Annotated in this window: 15 protein-coding genes and 1 pseudogene; 10 read left to right on the top strand and 6 right to left on the bottom strand. The window is 68.3% G+C overall.

Annotated features, from left to right (window positions below):
- Window positions 1-47: 47 nt before the first annotated feature.
- The 4 genes and pseudogenes from ACWC2B_RS35475 to ACWC2B_RS35460 all read right to left on the bottom strand — a co-directional run.
- Window positions 48-971: a terpene synthase family protein gene (locus ACWC2B_RS35475; RefSeq protein ID WP_450724046.1), complete on the bottom strand. Its 924-nt coding sequence runs from the start codon at window positions 969-971 to the stop codon at window positions 48-50.
- A 79-nt stretch (window positions 972-1,050) separates the two neighbouring features.
- Window positions 1,051-2,130, bottom strand: a complete 1,080-nt coding sequence (locus ACWC2B_RS35470; protein WP_450724044.1) for a polyprenyl synthetase family protein — start codon at window positions 2,128-2,130, stop codon at window positions 1,051-1,053.
- A gap of 302 nt (window positions 2,131-2,432) precedes the next feature.
- A protein-coding gene (locus ACWC2B_RS35465; protein ID WP_450724042.1) for an IS3 family transposase occupies window positions 2,433-3,667 on the bottom strand; the annotation gives its coding sequence in 2 pieces (ribosomal slippage) (window positions 2,433-3,388 and window positions 3,388-3,667; 1,236 coding nt in all).
- 52 nt (window positions 3,668-3,719) lie between these two features.
- A pseudogene (locus ACWC2B_RS35460) lies at window positions 3,720-3,863 on the bottom strand (IS5/IS1182 family transposase); the annotation flags it as partial.
- Window positions 3,864-4,250: 387 nt separating this feature from the next.
- On the opposite strand from ACWC2B_RS35460, the gene ACWC2B_RS35455 reads away from it, so the two are divergent.
- From ACWC2B_RS35455 to ACWC2B_RS35420, 8 genes are all read left to right on the top strand, one after another.
- Window positions 4,251-5,321 carry a hypothetical protein gene (locus tag ACWC2B_RS35455; RefSeq protein ID WP_450724040.1) on the top strand — a complete coding sequence of 357 codons (1,071 nt, stop codon included), beginning with the start codon at window positions 4,251-4,253 and terminating at the stop codon, window positions 5,319-5,321.
- A 644-nt stretch (window positions 5,322-5,965) separates the two neighbouring features.
- Window positions 5,966-6,199: a hypothetical protein gene (locus ACWC2B_RS35450; protein ID WP_450724038.1), complete on the top strand. Its 234-nt coding sequence runs from the start codon at window positions 5,966-5,968 to the stop codon at window positions 6,197-6,199.
- A gap of 8 nt (window positions 6,200-6,207) precedes the next feature.
- Window positions 6,208-7,011, top strand: a complete 804-nt coding sequence (locus tag ACWC2B_RS35445; RefSeq protein ID WP_450724036.1) for a helix-turn-helix domain-containing protein — start codon at window positions 6,208-6,210, stop codon at window positions 7,009-7,011.
- Between the two features lie 451 nt (window positions 7,012-7,462).
- Window positions 7,463-8,062, top strand: a complete 600-nt coding sequence (locus tag ACWC2B_RS35440) for a DNA-binding protein (RefSeq protein WP_450724034.1) — start codon at window positions 7,463-7,465, stop codon at window positions 8,060-8,062.
- A 22-nt stretch (window positions 8,063-8,084) separates the two neighbouring features.
- On the top strand, window positions 8,085-10,268 hold the full coding sequence (locus tag ACWC2B_RS35435; RefSeq protein WP_450724032.1) for a hypothetical protein: 2,184 nt from the start codon (window positions 8,085-8,087) through the stop codon (window positions 10,266-10,268).
- Window positions 10,268-10,990, top strand: a complete 723-nt coding sequence (locus tag ACWC2B_RS35430; protein WP_450724030.1) for a helix-turn-helix domain containing protein — start codon at window positions 10,268-10,270, stop codon at window positions 10,988-10,990. The genes ACWC2B_RS35435 and ACWC2B_RS35430 overlap by 1 nt, the downstream gene beginning before the upstream one ends.
- A 238-nt stretch (window positions 10,991-11,228) precedes the next feature.
- Entirely contained in the window at window positions 11,229-11,492 is a 264-nt protein-coding gene (locus ACWC2B_RS35425; protein WP_362465523.1) for a helix-turn-helix transcriptional regulator, read from the top strand.
- A gap of 529 nt (window positions 11,493-12,021) precedes the next feature.
- Window positions 12,022-13,518 carry a UvrD-helicase domain-containing protein gene (locus tag ACWC2B_RS35420; protein ID WP_450724027.1) on the top strand — a complete coding sequence of 499 codons (1,497 nt, stop codon included), beginning with the start codon at window positions 12,022-12,024 and terminating at the stop codon, window positions 13,516-13,518.
- Between the two features lie 255 nt (window positions 13,519-13,773).
- Here ACWC2B_RS35420 and ACWC2B_RS35415 read toward each other — a convergent pair whose 3' ends face one another.
- Both ACWC2B_RS35415 and ACWC2B_RS35410 read right to left on the bottom strand, forming a co-directional pair.
- Window positions 13,774-15,309: an ISKra4 family transposase gene (locus tag ACWC2B_RS35415; protein WP_450724025.1), complete on the bottom strand. Its 1,536-nt coding sequence runs from the start codon at window positions 15,307-15,309 to the stop codon at window positions 13,774-13,776.
- 65 nt (window positions 15,310-15,374) lie between these two features.
- A complete protein-coding gene (locus ACWC2B_RS35410; RefSeq protein ID WP_450724023.1) occupies window positions 15,375-15,896 on the bottom strand; it encodes a hypothetical protein in 522 nt (173 codons plus the stop codon).
- 805 nt (window positions 15,897-16,701) lie between these two features.
- On the opposite strand from ACWC2B_RS35410, the gene ACWC2B_RS35405 reads away from it, so the two are divergent.
- Both ACWC2B_RS35405 and ACWC2B_RS35400 read left to right on the top strand, forming a co-directional pair.
- Window positions 16,702-18,528, top strand: coding sequence for an ATP-dependent nuclease (locus tag ACWC2B_RS35405; RefSeq protein WP_450724022.1), 1,827 nt, complete (start codon window positions 16,702-16,704; stop codon window positions 18,526-18,528).
- Window positions 18,529-18,902: 374 nt separating this feature from the next.
- Window positions 18,903-20,102 carry an exonuclease SbcCD subunit D gene (locus ACWC2B_RS35400; protein ID WP_450724020.1) on the top strand — a complete coding sequence of 400 codons (1,200 nt, stop codon included), beginning with the start codon at window positions 18,903-18,905 and terminating at the stop codon, window positions 20,100-20,102.

Genomic DNA, 20,102 nt, shown 5'->3' with positions numbered 1-20,102 from the left:
AAGCCGGCAGGGAGGAACCCGAGAACCAGAGAAGGCTCACTAGGTGTTCAGTGCTCCTGCTGCTGCTGTTCTCGCTCATGAAGGTGGCCCGCGTCGCCGGCCTGGTGGAGGCGGAGGACGAAATGCAGGCAGTAGTGCAAAGCCTGTGCATCAGGGCAGGGGTGGGTGAGGAGAGGGCGGAGCTGTTCCAGGCAGTGCCGGACCTGGTCGGCGATCTGCGTCCTGAGGTACGCGGGTGATGCGCCCAGGGCGATGGCGTTGAGGTCCCCAGTGCGGCGTTCGCGTTCGTAGCTCTGGAGATCATTTGCCATACGGATGGCCTGGGAGGCTGACTCCAGAGGCGGCTGCAGCCGTGCAAGGCTGCTGTCGCATGCTGGTTGTGGTGCCGAGGCCCACAGCGTGGCCATGGTCAGCGGAACGCCGATGGTCTGCCCGGCATGGTGCAGGTACAGGGGCAGGGCAGGTGGTGGGCCTCCGTCCCTGATCTGGGCGGAGGCAACGTGTTCGAACTTCATGCCGGCCAGCAGAGCAGTCGTGGCTTTCACCCACAGGGATCCGCGCCGCCTCGATGAGGCCGCTCCCAGTACCGTGTCGCGGATGTCGGCGAGGGCGCCGGCGAGTGCGGAATGCGGGTCGGGGGCCTTGCCTTCCGCGACCTCTTGCAGGTGGTCCAGGCCACGCGGCGCTGCGTCGTCGCGCTCAGCCCAGTCGTCGACGGTCGCGATCCACAAGATGGTCTTGGCGGTCATCAAGGTGACTTCTGGCGGGTTCCAGGGCGCGACGTGAGTGGCGTACACCGCGCTCAGCGGCACGGAGCCGAGGCTGAAGGGTGCTCCCCAGCCGTGCGCCCATTTCGAGAGCTGAGCGGCAATGACGGCGTCTGTGGTGGCAAGGTCGGCCAGTACGGCTGCCAGGTGCGGGTTCCACCCTGATGGGTCCGCAGCGATCCGCGGTGCGAAGAGGTCATTCATGGCGTAGCCGCTCCTCCAGGTCTTCGGCCGGGTCGTCCGGTCCGGGCATGACTGGGCAACAGAGAAGGCACGCGGCCTCTTACGCAGTTCTCACGGTGGCCGCGCCCGCGATGCGGCGCAGCGCCGAGGTAAGGGTGGGCGGGAAGGCGCCCTGCGTCAGCGCGGACACCGCGCGGGCGCGGCGGGCGCGAATCATGTGCTCGACTTCCCGCCGCGCCCCCGTGGCGACGAGCACCTCACGCAGGCGGCCGGCTTCCGCAGTGTCAAGGTCCGGGTCGCCCAGCAGAGACTTAAGAACGGCGGCCTGGGCGGGGGTTGCGTTGCGGAGCGCGAGAGCGGTCAGCGCGGTGTGCTTGGCGGCGCGCAGGTCGTCCAGGCAGGGCTTGCCCGTCGTGGTGGGATCACCGAAGACGCCCAGTAGGTCATCGCGCAGTTGGAAAGCCTCGCCCAGAGGGAGGGCGTAGGAGCTCAGCGCCGCCTGCGAGCCGCGATCTGCGCCCGCGAGGGCCGCCCCGAGGTGAAGAGGCCGCTCGACCGTGTACCGGGCCGTCTTGTACCGGGCGACCGTCAAGGCGGCCTCGACGTCGTCGCTGGGCTGCCCGGTGGCGCACAGATCGAGGTACTGCCCGTACATCAGCTCCGTACGCATGGCGTCGACGACCTGGTGTGCGGCGTCGAGCTGCGCGGTGGCCAGACCTGCGGTGTGGAGGAGTTCGTCGGACCAAGCGAGTGCGAGGTCGCCCAGGAGGATCGCGCTGTTGATACCGAGCCGTTCTGCGTCCGGCCGGCCGCCGTGGTGGGCAGCGAGCGTCCGGTGGGCTGTTGGGCGCCCGCGGCGGCTGGCCGAGTCGTCCATGACGTCGTCGTGTAGGAGCGCGAAGGCGTGGAACATCTCCAAGGACGCCGCCGCTCGGACGACCGCTTCGGGAGGGGTCCCGTCATCGCCTGCTGTGTGCCAGCCGAGGACACACAGCATGGGTCGTAGCCGCTTGCCGCCCGCGAAGAGGAAGCCGCGCAGGACCTCGGTGATCTCGGCCGGGAAGCACTGTGCGGCCGAGCTGCGGGCCTTGGCGTCCACGAACTCGGCGAGGACCGCATCAACCTGTCCGCGTATGGAGGGAAAGTCGATCGACGCCGCAGTGACGATTGGCGCTCTCACGCGATACCCATGGAGGAACCTGGCCTTCAAATGAGGTGATCGGACGGGACGAGAGCTTCCCCGTGGCATGACCATGAAAGCCAAGCGCGGCTCCCGGAGAGGAGCATCGAGGGGCGCATGCGGCGCACACGGCGCATGCGCCCCTCCAGGCACAGGCCGCCGATACCGTGTAAGTGGCGTCCAGGCAAGTACACCAGGCCACCGTTTGATCCGAGGATCTCCCCAGCCGTCGAAGTGGGAGGCTGTCTTGACGGCCTCGGCTTCGGTCATCCTGTCAAGCCTCGGGTTTCGTGGAGAGTGAGTTAGCTGGTTTTCTGGAGTGATGCAGGGGGTTCGGCCGCATAGTAGGCGGCCTCATGCTCGGCGGGGGTGACGTGGCCGAGCTCGCCGTGCAGGCGCCTCTGGTTGAACCAGTCGATGTACTCGGCGACGGCGACCTCGACGTCGTTGATGGACGTCCAGGGGCCTTTGTTGCGGATCAACTCGGCCTTGAACAGGTTGTTGAACGCCTTGGCGAGGGCGTTGTCATACGAGTCGCCCTTGGAACCGACCGAGGCCACGGCAGCCTCGTCGGCGAGGCGTTCGGTGTAGCGAATAGCACGGTATTGAACGCCGCGGTCCGAGTGATGCGTGAGACCGGCCAGGTCGGCGCCGAAGTGCCGGCGACGCCAGATCGCCATCTCCAGCGCGTCGAGCGCGAGGTCGGTGTAGAGACTGGTGGCGACCTGCCAGCCGACGACCATGCGCGAGAACACGTCAATGACGAAGGCCGCGTAGACCCAGCCGGAGAAGGTCCTGATGTAGGTGATGTCAGCAACCCACAGCTGGTTGGGTGCAGTTGCGGTGAACTGCCGCTCGACCAGATCGGCGGGACGGCCGGTCTCCGGGGCCGGACGGGTGGTGCGCGGGCTCTTGGCCCGGATCACCCCGCGAAGTCCGGCCTGGCGCATGAGCCGTTCGACCGTGCAGCGGGCCACCGTGAAGTCCTCGCGGACCAGGGCGGCATGGACCTTGCGGGCCCCGTAGACACCGTAGTTGTCGGCGTGGATCCGGCGTATCTCCTCGGTGAGGTGCTCGTCGCGCAGGCTGCGGGCCGAGCGCGGACGGCTGTGGGCAGCGTAGTAGGTGCTCGGCGCGATCGTTGCGTCCGTCTCGGACAGGACGTCGCAGATCGGCTGGACGCCGAACGTCTCCTTGTACTGGTCGATGTAGGCGACCTTCATCGCAGTGGACGGTCCAGCTCCGCGGCGAAGAAAGCCGAGGCGGACTTCAATATCGCGTTCGCCCGCCGCAGTTCCTTCACCTCCCGTTCCAACTCCGCGATCCGCGTGGCCTCCGCACTGGTCGTCCCCGGCACGACACCCTCGTCGATCTCGGCCCGCTTTACCCACCCCCGCAAAGCCTCGGGATGCACGTCCAGTTGATCGGCGATCCGCTTGATCGCACCGGCCCGGCCGACCGGGTCCTTGCGGGCCTCGACCGCCAGACGCGTCGCACGCTCGCGCAGTTCGTCGGGGTACTTACGGGGAGCAGCCATGATCGGCATCCTTCCGGGTCTTGATGATCTCCATCAAACCCGGGGCGATTCAGTGGGCCAGGGCGAGCAGAGCCTGACGTGCGGCGGAAAGGCGCCGCCATCGCGTCCCGATCTCCCGCCGCCTGGCTACCAGCTGTCCGGTCAGGAACCGCAAGGCGTGGCTGGACAGATCAATCGAGGACGGGCAGACAAGCACGCGAAGCTCCTGGCAGACACGGGTGATCTTGGTCGAGAACCCGTCTACCAGGAGCTTCGTCGTTGCGCAGGACTGTCCAACTCGCGGTCAGCACCACCAGCTTGGAAAAGGCTCACTGCTGGCGTTCGGGCATTCCGACAGCGGCCTTTCGTAGGGAGAGAGGCGCTGGGTTCTCCGAGAGATCAAAGCGTCGATGGTCGAACAGGTCATCACGGCGGCACAACCCGGACTGTGCACCGCAGGAGCGGCCCCGCACTGCCAGCACCGGCCCTTCTGCTCCAGGCCGGCCCGAGTGGGCGCTCTGTCCCACCGTGCTCCCCTCCGGAGACTGGACCCCCGCGCGGTAGACGGTGAACGCGCTTTTGTGTGCTGAGTAGCGTCTTGCTCATGCCACGAAGCGAACCCAGTAAGGCTGATCAGGAGCTGATCCACCATGCCCGCTCACAGGGCCACGCGGTCAGCGCGAGCCAGATTGAACGATGGCGCCGACGAGGCCTACTGCCCCGGCCGATGCGTGTCTACCACGGCCGGCACGGAACCGCATCGTTCTACCCGGACGGCACAGGCGACCTGGTCTGTGTACTCGCCCGCCACAGCATCCCCGGACGGCGCAGCGGCGATCTGGCACTCCTTGCGTTCTTCGGTGGCGCCGACGTCCCCGAAGCAGCCCTCAAACTCGCGATCGCACGCGCTTACTTCAACTGCCGCGTCCGTCACGAAACAGAGATCGCCCACGAGACGGCACACGTCCCTTCGGGCTGGGAGGCGCTGCTGAGCAAGGAGTACGAAGCAGCAGAAGCCGAGGCCCAAATCGATCTGGCCACGATGCGACGGATGGTGCGCCAGATGAGAATCAATCTGCGCCGCCTTCCAGACCTCGCAGGTGCTCCGCAGCGAGACGTCGACCAGAGACTTGTCGGCGTCCTCGTGGGCCTCAACAGGTTACGCCTGCCCCAGGACGATCGGGAGTTCATGGCCGATCTGTCAGCCGCGCTGGCCTTCGACGGCGCCCCGGGCGACGACATCCTTGCCGTCTGGGAGTACGCAGCCATCCAGCACTCCTCACAGATGGCCCGGTACGAGGAGACGTCCCCCGATGAGCGCATCGATCTGCTGGTGAAGACGAGCCGGGAAGAGCTGTGTGATCTCCGCGAAGAGGTACGGACAGCCGTCGACCAGATGTGGCACCGTGCGACCCGGGGACTGGAACCCGAAGCAGATCTTTCCCGGCCCTGGTTGGCGCGGCGCGCGGCAGGCATGTTGATGGAATGGATGAGCGCACGACGAGCGCAGCTCGGCGAAATCTCCTTGGCCGACTGCTACTTCCTGAGCCTGGGCCATCTTGAGCTCTGCTGTCTAGCCGCCGAGCGCACCGCGGGTGGGGCATGGCAGCCACCCGTCGGAGAGGGCCGTGCCGGATTCATCACCCGAACCACTGGGCCCCGGCACAGAACCTGAACAGCAACCGCCGCCGCCTTGGCTGCTCGGGCGTAGCGGTGAAGTCCGGACTCGCTCCACGCTCTTGTCAACACCAGTTCACCCCCGGGCGTGGAGGCTCGGTCCAACAGCGCCGGTTGCTGCCCGATCGTGACGCTGAGGCCGGCGGAGTGGAGGGGCCCTGTCCGCGGTTCAGCCGGGTGGTGGCGAGAGCCGGGTCTAGGCCCGGCTCTCGCAGGACACCTTGTGCTGCCACACGCTCAATGCTGGTGTCTGGGTTCGTCATGCCTCACGTCAGTGGAAGGAGTCCGCAGCCGCTCGGGGAGAACCTCCGCAGAGGGTCGCACCCCAGTCGGCGAGGGGCAATAGAACGTGGGACACGGTTGGAACAATCCCTCCTCGCCACGGCACCGGATCCGAAGCCACCGCATCTTTGTGCAGGTCAGCGCCTGGCACTTGTTCTTCGGCCGCGGTCGTTGGGCGGGCTCTCCCTAGGGAGGGGACAGCAGTGAAACAACTCCCGCACACGGCGGGGTGGTAGGGCACGATGTGCTGCACGCGGCAGGTGACTGCCATCACCCCCGCGTGAAGAAGAAGGAGTCCGCACCGTCCGACGGCCGGCGTCAGCCGCACCTGTCGGGCCGATCCCCGAGGGGGAGATCCACGTGAGCCGCAGGCGTCATGCCGCGGATGCCGTCATGCCCGATCGGCATGCCGGAATTCGTCCACAGACCATTCTCGTCATCGTCATCGTCCTTGCCGGTGTGTGGTTCGCCGTGCGCGGAGCCGATCCCACCGTCGTCGTGCAGGTGTTGGGCGGCATCGGGGCCAGCCTCCTCGCCGCAGAAGGCAGGCTGCAGGGGTCATGCAGGCCCGTACACGCAATGGGCCGAAGGTGAAGGCGGCCATGGGACGACCTGAAAAGCCCCTGCCGACCGACCAGTTCAACCGCGGGCTGCTCGAACTGGCCTATTGGCTGAGGGAACGGCGCAAGGAATCCGGCCTGCGCTACATCGATCTTGCCGCCCGGACCCAGAACACTCAGCATCCCTGCTCCGTCAGCACTCTGCAGCGCGCCGCCGGCGGGATCTCCGTTCCCCGCCTGCCCGTCGTGGAGGCCTACGCGCACGCCTGCGGCGCATCAGCCGATCCTGCTCGCAGGTACTGGCGCGAAGCGCGGGCACAAAGCCGCCGAGGGCCGAGCGTCACACCGGTGCCCCGCCTGATCAATACCCCCGCTGAACTACGTCTCGCCCTGCAGGCCGCGTACGCGAAAGCCGGCTACCTGCCGCTGAGGGAGATGGAGCGGCGCGCCGCGCACGGCCGGCTTCCCACGACCACCGTCAGCCGCATGCTCCAGGGCATGACGATGCTCAGCCGTAGCCAGCTGCAGGCCTTCCTCGAGGTCTGCGATATTCCTGCCAAGGACCACGACGACTGGTTGGACGCATGGCAGCGCGCCACGTCGGCCCGATTCCACCGGGCCACCAGGGAACTCGCGGCGGCCGTACAGCCACGCCGTCGCGTGATCGAGTACGAGCGTCGCGGCCACGGTCATTTCCCTTCGCCGCAGTGGCCCACGCACCGCCTCTTCCAGGGCTATACACGGGATGCGGCCGCAGCGTATGCGGATTCCCGCAGCGGCGTACCCGTGGGGCGTGTTCCGGGGTCGGCAGGGGCCTTCAAGGCGGAGCCTCCGCACGGGCGCTGACGGCGCCCGCACCTGCCACCTGTGGGAGGACGCCGCGAGTCAGGCAGTTCCTTGGTTCCGCATAAGCGAGGAGGCGGGACCAAGGAGGCATAGGGCCAGCCGATGATCATTTCGAAGGGCACGGCGCCGACAGTGAAGGCGCCCCAGCAGGCGAGGAGACCGCTCCTCCGAACCACCGGCCAGCGCGCCTGTCGGAAGGACGCCGGCGGCGCGCCGGCTGAGCAGCGGATTTGTGAGTCCTGAGGCACCGTCAACTCGCTGTAAAAGGAGCTCTTCTTGAAGGGCGGGCGCTGCGGGGCGGCCGGTCGGGAGGCGGGTGGGGAGCCCGAGGGGCGACGGGCTGCGGGATGACGTTCTGATACTAAAGCCAATATCTGATGAGGCTTGTATTGCGGACGGAATGCTTCTAGTCTCCTCCAATATCTGATCGCGGATGAAGGGGTAGGGTCGGATGCTCGTGACGACAGGACAGGCCGCAAGCGAACTTGGCTGCGCCGTCACCACCTTCCGCCGCTTGGTCCACGCGAACGTGCTGCCTGGTCTGGACAGCAGGGGAAACAGGGTGATGGTGCCCTGGGACGTCGTCCAAGAGCTCCGTGACCGGACCGCAGCTCCCCTGGATCGCCTGTCCTCTTCGGAAGTGGCGGTGCTCCGCGTCAACGTAGCCCAGCCGGTCCAGGAACCCACACGCCAATGGATCGGGTTCTCCGCCGCGCTTGCGCCAGGCGACCTCCTCAAAGCGCTCCAGGGCTGGTGGCGTTGCGACCCCGAGAGTGTCGCTGCGGGCGGCGTGCTGCCCGTCACCCTGTCCGGATACGTGGTCGCGGTCCTGACACAGGTGCAGTCCTGGGAAAAGGACCGCGGACGCTACCGGTTCCCCGGCGCTGTCCTGGCCGGCTACGTCACCGACCTCGCCGGCCCCGTCAAGCACCTCACGGATGGCGGGCCCGCTGACCGGGCTGCCGCCGAGCTGCTGCTGGGCACCCGGCTCGTCTCACACTCGGGCGGCGCCATCGCCTATGTCCCCGCCGGTTCCACCACCGCCGGCTGACCTGTATCGCGCAAGGAACGTGATGGACGCCAAGACCTACACCGCCGCACTCGGTGAGCTGCGCACCCTGCGCGACGACATCAAGAAGGCTCAGGCCGCGCTCGCGAAACTGGAGGCCGAACGCGTCAGGAGGATCTCCGCGCTGGCGGCACACGACAAGGCGAAGGCTGAGCGGATCGCTCCGGCTGCCGGGTTGAGCCTGGCCGAAGTTGTCGCCCTGGTCCCCGCCCTTGCCCCCGACGCGCTGTCCGCCACGGCCCCGTCGGCGGCGCCCGACCTGATGCCCCAAGCAGCCCCTCCCGAACCGGCCCCGGCAGCAGATGAGGTGGACGATGTCCCGGGCGCCCTCGCCCCGGCACTGGCACCGGCCCGGGCCACGGCCCCCGTTCCGGCCGCGCAGCCCGCCGCACAGAAGCCGTCCGCACCACCGGCCGATGCCCCGGCCACCGCGCCTGCCCCGGCTGCTGCCGGACCTGCCCTGGCAGCAGCAGCGCGCAGCGACGGCGCCCGCGTTCTGCCGTCGGTACCCGATGGGCCCGAGGGGGAGCGGTGGTTCACCCACACCCCGAACCTGGCCTCCACGCACCCCAACTTCACCCAGCAGGCCCGCTCCACCGTCTTCCTGGATGCCTCCAGCGGGGTGCTGGTGCACCGCGACCGCACGCTGCAACTCGCCCTGGGCGGTGGCTCGGCGGGCGAGATCCTGGACGCGGTCTTCAACGCGGTCCCCGAAGGCGTGGAGCGGATCTACATCACGGGCGGCGACCCGTGGCACCGCGACTCGGCCCGCCACCCCTACCTCAAGGACGCGGTGGCCGCCTGGCTGAACGCCCCCGCACCGGGCTGGCGGACCGACACCGGGCGCGGCAAGGACCGCCTCGCCGGACACTTCGTCCACCCTCGCCACCCGGTCGGCCGCTACCAGCGCACTCACAGCGACGAGAGCGGGGAGGGCGGCCAGCATGTCGAATTGCGGTCGGTGGGGGAGTGGTTCGACGTGGACGGCGCCCACCCGGCGACCGTGCGCGACGCGTTCCGCCTGTTGTGGGGGGTACTGCGTTCGCATTGGCCCGACGCGGTCGTGATGGGCTCGCCCTCGCAGACCGGCCGGGACCTGTGGACCCGCACCATCCCCGCCAGGGGCCAGTACGCCGACGGCTACCCGGTCCTGTCCGAAGAGCTTCGTGGTCTCTTCCATGCCACCGCTGGTCAGGGCCGCACCGAACTGATCACTCCGCCCCGCGTGCCTGAACAGCTCCCCGCGCTCGTCGAGTACGACCGCACCTTCGCCTACGCCAAGCACACCTGGAAGTCCGCGGTGGGCACTCCCCGCCGCGTCACTGCCGCGACGTTCGCCACGTGGTCGCAGAAGGAACAGGTCAAAGCGCTCTTCGGTTGCGGTCACTGGCACGTCCGCGTCACCGTCCCCGACACCTGGGACCACGTAGGGATCCTGCCCGCCCCCGCCCCCGGCGACCGTGCCTGGTACTACCCCAGCAAGCCGGGCACCACCTTCACCACCTGGGCCGGCGGCCCCGAGGTCTACACCGCACTCACCAACCCCCTCACCCCGTGGAAGATCGAAATCCTCGACGGGATCCTCTTCGACGACGGCAAACCCCTGGACGACTGGTCCAAAAAACTCAAGGACTGCTGGGCCCGCCTCGCCGCCCAGGCAGCCGTACACGGTGACGAAACCCAGGCCACCGCCGCCCGCCTGGCCTCCCGCGCGGTGCGCGCCATCCTCCTGTACGGCATCGGAGCCTTCGCCCAACGCCCCCGTACCGTCACCGGCACCACCCCCCGCACCCTGGAGCGCGACGTCCCCGCCGACGCCGAAATCATTGCCTTCGACGACGAAACGATCACCTGGCAGCGCCCCACCGGATTCGCCCGCGACCCCCACGCCCACCCCGAATGGGCCGCCGGTATCTGGTCTTCGGCCCGCTCGGCCCTGCTGTCCCAGCGCATGCGCGAGGACGACACCTTCGTCGGCGCCCTCCACGTACCCGCGGCCAGCGTGGTCGCCTTCCGCACCGACGCCCTCTACCTCACCGCCGCCCACCCCTGGCCCTACCACGGCCAGCCTGGCGACTACCTCTACAAAGGCCACCTCACCGGCCCGCTGCCAGCCCCCGCCACCGAAGACGACCTGCTGGCCCTGCGCGACGCCGGACGCACCGCCCTCACTACAGGGAGCCGGTAATGTCCCCCACCCGCCGCACCAACGCCCCCCGCGCGCAAAGAGAGTTGAACGAGGCGGCCCGCCTCACCGACCAGCTGCAGGCCGCAGGCCTGTCCAAACGGGACGTCGCCCGCATCATCGGCCGCGACCCCTCCCTGGTCTCCCAGTTCTACACCCGGCACAAAGGCGCCGCCTTCGTCCCCGCCCTCACCCACGTCCTGACCGCCCTCCAGAGCGCAGGCATCACTGACATCGATGAACTCGCCGCCCTCGCAGCCCCCCACATCACCCGCCGCACCACCACTTCCGGCACCCGCGCCCGCGTACGCACCAAAGCCGTCCTGATCACCCCCACCGGCACCGGCACCGGACGCGCAGGCCACCAGGCCATCGCCTCCGGCTCCGCCCGCCTGCGCCCCCTGATCGCCGAAGCCGCCCGCCAGCACCTGCGCCTCGCCTTCACCGTCCGCCTGCACAGGAGCGGCTACCTCCACCCCTCCGGCTCCCGCACCGACTCGCCCGGCATCCGCCGCGACGTCATCCAGCGCACCGACCACACGGAGGAGCGTTCCTACGGAGCGGCTGCCACCGGAGGCTTCGACGCCGCCGACTTCGCCACCCGCGTCGACGCGGCCGGCGGCGACGTCACCGCCGCTGTCCACCAATGGCTCGTGGAGACCGGCCGCATCCATCCCGACGCACAGATCATCCATCTGGAGATCCGCACCTGGCGCCCTCGCTGAACCCGACGCAAGGACAGTCCAGGTGCGGGGCGCCGTGGGGCGGGATGTGCAGAGCCTCATCGGGCAGGCTGACCTTCCTTCTCGGCCGCGTATGAGCGATGGCCCTTGCGCGGGTGGCGGGGAGCGGGCGAGGCCGCACCGTAGTGCAGACCCCTGCCCTAGGGGGGACCCGCCACCTGCACAAATAGGGCAGAGGTCTGCACTGACAGGGCAGGGGTCTGCACCTTCGGATGGTGGGGTGACGATCTTCCCGCCCGACCCCAACTTCGACGCGCTGCGCCTGGAGCTGTCGCGGCTGCGGGGCGAGCGCGGCTTCACCTACGACGAACTGGCCGACCGCAGCGGCCTGGCCAGACGCACCCTCATCGAGATCGAACAGGGCCGCACCATCGGATCCCTCAAGACCTGGCACGCCCTCGCCCACGCCCTGGACGTTCCCGTCGACCACCTCGTCGCCACCCTCTGCGAGGGCCACACACCGCCGCCCGGCACCACCGCCTGACCACCCGGGGCACCCCCCGAAACCGAACCACCCGATCGTGACCCGAACGGCGAACGCCTGACGGCTTAACCGAACGCTCGTAGCAATGAATGGGGCTGTCCGGGCGATCCCAAGGCCACGCACACCCAGGTACGGCGTGTCAGATGCCATCTTCACCGCCATGCACCCCCCCGCCCCGCCACCGCGACGACAGCCGCACCGGCATCGTCCTTCCCCGCGCTCCACGTGCCACCCGTCCCACCCCTGCACCGGACCCAGCCGGCTGGGACACGTACGCCGACGGCAAGCCCCTCTGCGCCCTCGCCTCCCGGCGCCGCGAGCAGACCCCCACCCGCCGCGCATCCACGCAAGCCGACCAAAGCCCCAGCGCCCACCCGGACCACGCCATCCACCACGAGGAATCCGGCCCCACCCGCCGACAAACCCGACACCTGGACCACGCACCCCAGACCCTGCTCGACGACACCACTCCCGAGCAGCCTGCCGCGGCTCGTGGACGCGCCCTGACCCCCACTCGCGGAGCACTGCCATGCTGAGCCCGACCGACGAACAGACCCAGGCCGCCGATGCATTCCGGGCCGGCGACCACGTGGTCCTGCAGGCCGGCGCCGGAACAGGGAAAACCACCACGCTGGCCCTGCTCGCGTCCGCCACCCAAAGCCGCGGCCGCTACCTCGCCTTCAACAAGTCCATCGCCCAGGACGCCGCCACCCGCTTCCCGCCGCACGTCACCTGTAAAACCGCCCACTCCCTGGCCTACGCCGCCGTCGGCCACCGCTACCGCGACCGCCTGGGCGCGCCCCGCCAGGCCAGCTGGCGAATCGGCGCCGCCCTCGGCATCACCAAGCCCCTGCGAATCGGCGACTGCGACCTGTCGGCCAGAGCCCTGTCTCACGCCGTGCTGAAGACTGTGACGCGATTCTGCCAGTCCGCCGACCCGGCCCCGGCCGCTCATCACGTCCCCCGGCTGCGCGGCCTGGACGCACCCGCCCCGCACGGCCAACTTGCCGAATGTGTCCTGCCGTTCGCCCTCAAGGCCTGGGCCGACCTCCAGCACCCGCAGAGCGGCGTGATGCGCTTCGAACACGACCACTACCTGAAGATGTGGGCCCTGTCCCGGCCGAAGATCGACGCCGACTTCCTGCTCCTGGACGAAGCCCAGGACACCAACCCTGTCGTCGAGCAGATCTTCACCGCTCAGCGCTCCCACGCCCAACTCGTCATGGTCGGTGATTCCGCCCAGGCCATCTACGGCTGGCGCGGCGCCCGTGATGTGATGACCGGCTTCGACGGCACCGCCCTCACTCTGACCCAGTCCTTCCGCTTCGGTCCGCGACTGGCTGACGAGGCGAACCGATGGCTGGCCATCGCCGACGCCCCCATCCGACTCAGGGGAACCGACTCCGTCCCCACCCGCGTTGGCGCCGTCGACCAGCCCGACGCGATTCTGTGCCGCACCAACGTCGGCGCCATGACCCAAGTCCTCACCCACATCGACGCCGGCCAGAGTGTCGCCCTGGTCGGAGGCGGTGAGAGCCTGCGGGGTCTGGCTGCTGCCGCCCGGGACCTCAAAGAAGGCCGCCGCACCCACCACCCCGAACTCCTCCTCTTCCCTTCCTGGGCCGACCTACAGGACTACGCCGCCCACGACCCCGCCGGCCAGGACCTGCAGCCCTTCGTCGACCTCATCGACACCTACACGCCCGACGCTCTGATCGCCGCGACCAACCGGCTCACGGACGAGAAGACCGCACAGGTCACCGTCTCCACCGCCCACAAGGCCAAAGGCCGCGAGTGGCCCGCGGTGAAGATCGCTGACGACTTCACACCGCCCAAGGACACCGACGCCCAAGACGACAACGGCCAGCCCCTGCCCGGCCCGATCGATGACGCCGAAGCCCGCCTCGCCTACGTCTGCGTCACCCGCGCCCGTACCTGCCTTGACCTCGGGGGGCTGTCCTGGATCAACCAACACCCCGACGGTGCGCCTCCGGGCACTACGGCATCGTCGAAGTCTCGTGAGTGAGTGGCGCTACGTTTTGAGGTCGCCACTCTTTCAGACAGACACACGGACGTGACCGCAAGGCGGCCCTCCGTGGAGTGGTCCTGCCTTGTGCGACTTGCCGGGGAACCTGCTCCTGCTGACCCCGAAGGGGGATCTGGCGACCCCCGCAGGTCCCTGGGGAGTGTGAGCCGGGGCTCAGGGCGCGCCTTGTAAGTCCGGCCGACCTGACTCCAGCTATTGGGGTTGGGTGCGGATCCTCTGGAGTGATGGTCGGGATCAAGCAGTGAGGCGGTACTTCTGCTGGTCGGGGCTGGGGTAGAGGCGTTGGTGTTCGCGGGCCGCGTGGAAGGTCCAGTAGTCCTCGAAGTCGCCGTTGGTGATCAGCGCGCGGAGTTGGAGGACGGCTTCGGCACCGTGGAGTCCCCAGCGGGCGCCGGTGATGTCGAGGCGGTCGGCGATCAGGTGGCGGCAGGCGCCCTCGACGGCGCCGGTGGCGATGGGCCAGCCGACTGCGAGGGCGGTGTCGTAGTGGAGTTGGTCGAGGTGGCCGGTGAGGCAGCGGGCGCAGGTGGTGACGGCGTCGCGGCGGGTGGCGGGAAGCTGTTCGGCGGTGGCCTGGGCGATCATCTCGGTGGCGGCGCGGTCGGCGTGTCCGGCGAGGATCGCGGTGAGCTTGTCCGCGGCCCAGGTCTCGGCCTCGCGGCTGCCGACGGGATGGAAGGCGTGTGCCGCTGTCCACGTGTACTCGGCGACGTGCACGAAGTCGAGCAGGATGTTCAGGCGGATGCCGCGGCGGGCGGCTTCGTTCTGGATCAGGTCGAGTTGATGGCGGGCACCGTCGACGAGGACGATCCAGTCGCGCAGATACTGAGGGTCGCGGGATGTGGCCTGCGCGAAGGCGTCGGCGACGACTTGTTCCGGGGGCCGGATCACCGAGGCGGTGCACCACTTCTGCTGGGCTTTCGGGCCCTGCCGTGGTGATCGCATTGCACTACGGCCACCGGGTGGGTGCACGATGTCGTGCGGTCGACGCGAGGCCGGGACGGCGTCGAAGACGCAGGCCACGGTCGCCATCCGTTTGCGGTTGGGCTTCTCGCCCGGGGCAAGACGCCCCCGCCGCCCGGCCGCCGCACTCTTGGCCGCAGCCCGGCGGGTGGCCTCGCGCAGGGCCTCGGGCCGCATCACCACACCCTTGCCGTCGACCTGGATGATCAGCGGCATCTCGCGGGTGCACGGAGTGGGGATCTTCGCCGTGTAGTAAGCGGCTATGTCGACCGCGGAGGCGATGACCAGTTCTTGGAGGCGGCGCTTTCCCAGGACCTTCCCGCACCGTCGCTCGATCGCGGCGGCGGCCTGGTCGAATGAACCGTGGACCGCTTCCAGGGCCGCGAGGCGGGCAAGGCCGCGGGAGTGCCGACCGGCGGGCAGCGACAGCTGGGCATCCGCCGGATGCACGTTGGCAACACCTCGTCCGCGATGGGCGATCCGGCTCACGCGCACCGGTCCGAACACACACGTCAGCAGGCGGCGATGCCCCCGCTCACGCCAGGTCCGCGGCTGTCCTTCCGGACCGAGGACGACCGGCTGTCCTCTCTTGCCCCACATCGCCTCCTCCTTCCTGGCACGAGAATCGAGGTGGTCCTGCATCAACTGCCGCAGCAGCTCGCGCCCCAACTGCTCGAGCTGCACTTCGATTTCGTCATGCGCCAGGTCCGCCGCCGGGCCGTCGGCCAGTGCCGAGATGAGGCGTTCGAAGGCATCGCGGGAGGCCGAGTACGGATCAGATTCGGGTAAGGCGTCGTACTGTTCCACCGGGCTCTTCTTTCAGCAGATCCGATGTGGTTGGCACCCTCGAATCTACGGAGAAGAGCCCTTGGTCACCGGGAGTTGGTCCGGTCGGTGCCCGGACCGCGACGAGCGAGGCCGAACCGTCCCGGCACGTCTTCCTCCAGCCACCCCCGCTCCACCAGACGCTTGAGCTTCACCCTCGTGCCCTCGATCTTCCCGGTCGTCGCCGGCAGCCCGATCCGCGGCACAATCTGCTTGGCTTGCAAGGGGCCCGGTGCGTCGGCGATGACCTCCATGATGTCCCGGTACACGTCCGGCAGCATCGTTGTCACCAGGCCCTCCCGCCAAGGCGGGACCATCATCGCTCCCACTCCGTGCGGCTCCGACTCCTGCTCAGGCTCCACTGGCACGTCCAACTCGGCATCAGTCTTCGCGGCCGACAGCTCAGCCAGCACCTTCGTGACGGTCTCCCGCGTGATCACCAGCCGTGACAGGTCCTCGCGTGCTTTCTCCAGCCTGAGAGCCAACTCCGCAGCCTCAGCCTGGAGTTCCTCGACCCGCCGCCGAGCCGCAGCCTCCCGCGCCTCAAGCTCCTCCGACAAAGACACCATAGCGCCCCACCTCCACCTCGCCACGGTAGAAGTACGACCGCACCGCCCACGCGTCAATCAGCGTCTTCCCGGCTCAGCTCTCCCCCGAAAGGATCCACACCCATTGGGGTTCGGGGTATAGGGGTTTCGTAGCCGTCGATGGCGAGGGTCCGAGCAGGGCCGGTGGCCGAGGCGCTCCGAGTCGATTGGAGGAGAATGGCGGCGTCTTCCTCCGCCGACGCCACCGGGATCTTCGCACAGGTCTGAAGAGCCCAAAGCGTCACTTGCCTGGAAGGCAGGCCGCCGCGATGCCGAGGGAGGTGTTTCTCCCGGTCCGTCGGCATGCGGCTCACCATCGCGGGGGACCGCTCACCTCCAGGCCTGTGACTTCGGCCATGGCTCTGCACTCGGCACCCACTGCGCGGACATCCTCGCCCGAGCCTAAGTCTGGCGAGCTCTGGACTGCGTTCGCCGGCTGGACCACCATGCCCGACGCGAACGGTGTCGCCGCCCGAACGGCGCCCCCAGGGGCGCTCCTTGGGTTCTTCCAGGACGGCGGGAGTCCGTGCTGCGACCCGCAGAGGGGCGCCTACTGCAGCGTCGCAACGGGCAGGAATGGGGGCCTCGACTTGTAGGCATGAGGCGAGATGCGGAGTCACCCGACCTGAGGAGAAGCACCAACTGGCGGAAAAGGAGCGGTTGTTGCGCTGTTTGCCTCTACGATGTCTGCCTGCGCCGATGCCTCAAGCGCCCCATCTGTGCATGCAGTACGAGCACGTCACACCCCTGTCCGAATGGGAGTGGGGAGATACGGAGTAGCCTGATCGTGCACCTGACCTGCTTCTCCGCGCGTGGCTTTCGGTCCCTGACTGATGTTCAGGACATTCCGGTCAGCAGTCCGACGATTCTGGCGGGCCGCAACGACGGTGGCAAGAGCGCGGTTCTGACCGCGCTGGCCTTTCTTCTGGGAAGCCACCGCCTCACTGACGAGGACCGCACCTACGAACAGGGCGAGGACGCGAAGGGCCGGCGCTGCAGCGAGACCTGGGTTGAGGGCGTCTTCACTCTCGGCCCGGCTGAACAGGCTGTCGGCGGGCTGCCGCAGCAGGTCCGTATCCGGCGCCGCTCTCGAGTTGGTGAGGCAGCGTGCTGGGAGTTCTTCGGCTCCCAGCCTGCCGACAGCCGCCTGCAGGGCCTCGGTAGGCTGATGAAGAAGGATCTCGCCGAGCTCGTCACCGAGTTCGCGCTCGCCCCGCAGGGTTCTCTGAAGGAGGACCTGCTCGCGGCACTCATCGCGCATGCTGCGAACGGGCCACAGATTGAGGGATGGCAGGCCCTGCCGAAGGAGCTGGAGGCGCGTCTGCCACGGCTGCTGGCGTTCGGCGGCAAGGACGAAAGCCCCGACGACGCCGTGCGCACCGCCCTGAGCAGCTGCTACGAGACCCTGCTTGAAGACGACACGCTGCAGGGGCGGGTACGGGAAATCGAATCGGAGATCACCCAGCAGCTGGAAAAGGAGGCGGACTCCCTATGTCAGCACATCCGCCAGCACTGCGCTGACTTCGTCGGAGTGCAGGTCAAGCCCGAGGTGTCATTCAAGGGCGGTTTCAAACGTGCTCCGCTGGAAGTCTCCAAGGCCGACGGCGAACCGGTCGACCTCACCCGCTCCGGCCAGGGAAGCAACCGGCGGATCGCGCTGGCCGTATGGGAGTGGACCAGCAACCTGCTGGAACACAGCGGACTGGCCACCCAGGGCGAGGCTGAGGAAAAGCAGGAGCCGACACAGACCATCGTCGTCTACGACGAGCCCGACACTCATCTCGACTACCGACACCAGCGCACCGTGATGGACATCATCCGCAAGCAGTGCACCCTGCCCCACGTCAGCGTGCTGGTCGCCACCCACTCGATGAACCTCATCGACGGGGTCGACATCGCCGATGTCGTCCATCTCCGCCTCGGCGACAGTGGCCGCACCATCGTCGAGCGCCTCACCGACGACTCTCACGACGGCCTGGACTTCCACCTCGGACAAATCGCCGCCGCAGTCGGCCTGCGCAACTCCGTACTGCTGCACGAGCGCTGCTTCCTCGCGGTGGAAGGTACCACCGAACAGCAGTGCCTGCCTCTGCTCTTCCGCCTGTCCCAGGGGCTCTCCCTCCAGGCGGCCGGCATCGCCCTATGGGCCTGCGGCAACAACGAAGGAGCCCTGCTCCTGGCCGGATACCTGGTCCGCAACCGCCGCACCGTGATGCTCATGGTTGACGCAGACAGCCGCGCCAACAAGCACTTCAAGCAAGAAAAACTCATCAAGGCCGGACTCGACCTCGCCACCCAGGTCACCTGGGTAGGCGAAGCAGAGGGCTACAACGAGCTCGAAGAGCTCTTCACGGACGCGCAGTGGGCTGCCGCCGCCAACACGCACTGGCCCCGCCCGCAGGGCTCCACCTGGGCTCCCGAGGACTTCGCCGTCCACCGGAAGGGCAAATTCAGCTCCCTCTCCCTGACCATGATCAAAGAGAAAGCACAGAAGACAAGCCCCGATGGTAAAGGCGACATGCTCTACAGGCTCGTCTCCAGCCTCACCACAGCCGACGATGTCCCAGCTCAGCTGAGGAAGGCATTCAACGACGTACAGGCTTTGGCTTCCTGACGGCATTGTCCGCCCGGCGCCGCAGCATACGTTCCTTGCGCTGCTGCAGCGTCGGAGCCACCCAGGCATGCCAGCCAACCTCCGGCACGTACTGCCGGCCATGCCCGCGCTCTTCAATTCCGCACCATCGGCACCCGCCGGGCACCGTGATGCCTCCAGCTCCGGCAGAACGCGATAACGACATCACATCCTCCTTCCCCCTATCGCCTATCTTGCCTCCTGCCACTGACAATCACCCGGCAGCGCGGGCCGCCTTCCAACGCAGGCGAACAGGCAGGCACATTTCCCCTCACCAACCCCGGGCCATTCCCGCCGCCCTCCGATATCGGGAAAACCCCCCGCCACGCACACCCCACTCGTTACGGTCTGTGGGCATGCGGTTTCTGCACACTTCGGACTGGCACCTGGGCCGCCGGTTCCACACAGAAGACCTGATCCCCGCCCAGGAAATCTTCCTTGACCACCTGGTCGACACCGCCCGTGCCGAGCACGTCGACGCGCTCCTCGTGGCAGGCGACATCTACGACAGGGCCATCCCCAGCCTGGACGCCGTGCGCCTGTTCAACCGCGCCCTGCACCAATTCGCCGACCTCGACGTGCCCACCATCATGATCAGCGGAAACCATGACTCCGCACACCGCCTCGGCGTCGGATCCGGTCTTCTCGCCCGTGCCGGGATCCACTTGAAGACCGACCCGGACGCCTGCGACATCCCGGTCCTCCTCGAGGACGCCGACGGCCCCGTCGCCGTGTACGGCATCCCCTACCTCGAGCCGTCGATGGTCCGCGACCGCCTGGAAGCTGAAGCCGTCTCCCACCGCGCAGTGCTGACCGCAGCCCTGGACCGCATCCAAGCCGACCTCACCAACAACCAGCCCGCCGGCACCCGGTCTGTGGTCCTCGCGCATGCCTTCGTCACCTCCGGCACCGGGCAGCCCGAGGAACGCGATGAGAGCGAGGAGGCCGACAGCGAACGCGAAATCGCCGTGGGCGGTGTCGCCCACGTGGGCTCCGACGTCTTCCACGGGATCGACTATGTGGCCCTGGGCCACCTCCACGGTCCCCAGCGCGTCACCGACCGCATTCACTACAGCGGCTCCCCGCTGGCCTACTCCTTCTCCGAAGCCCGCCACACCAAGTCGATCACCCTGGTCGACCTCACCCCCAATGCCGTTCCCGCCCTCACCCGCCAGCCCTGCCCCGTGCCTCTCCGCCTGGAACGCGTGACCGGCTTCATGGAAGACCTCCTGACCAACCCCGACCACGAGCCGCTGAAGGATGCCTGGCTCGAGGTCACCCTCACCGACACGGCCCTGCCCTTCGAGGCCATGGCCCGCCTGCGCCGCCGCTTCCCCCATACCGCCAGCCTCAAGCACAAGCCCGCCCACATCCCCGCCCAGGCCACGAACACCCCCACCTACAGCCAGCGCATCCGCGGCCGCGGCGACCTCGACATCGCCGGCGACTTCATCAGCAGCATGCGCGGCACCGGCCCCACTCCGGACGAACACGCTCTGCTGCAGCAGGCCGTCCAAGCCTCCCGCCACAACGAGCAGCAGAAGGAAACCGTCTGA

The organism is Streptomyces sp. NPDC001415 (assembly GCF_053597395.1).
This window is presented reverse-complemented; position numbering and strand designations above follow the sequence as displayed.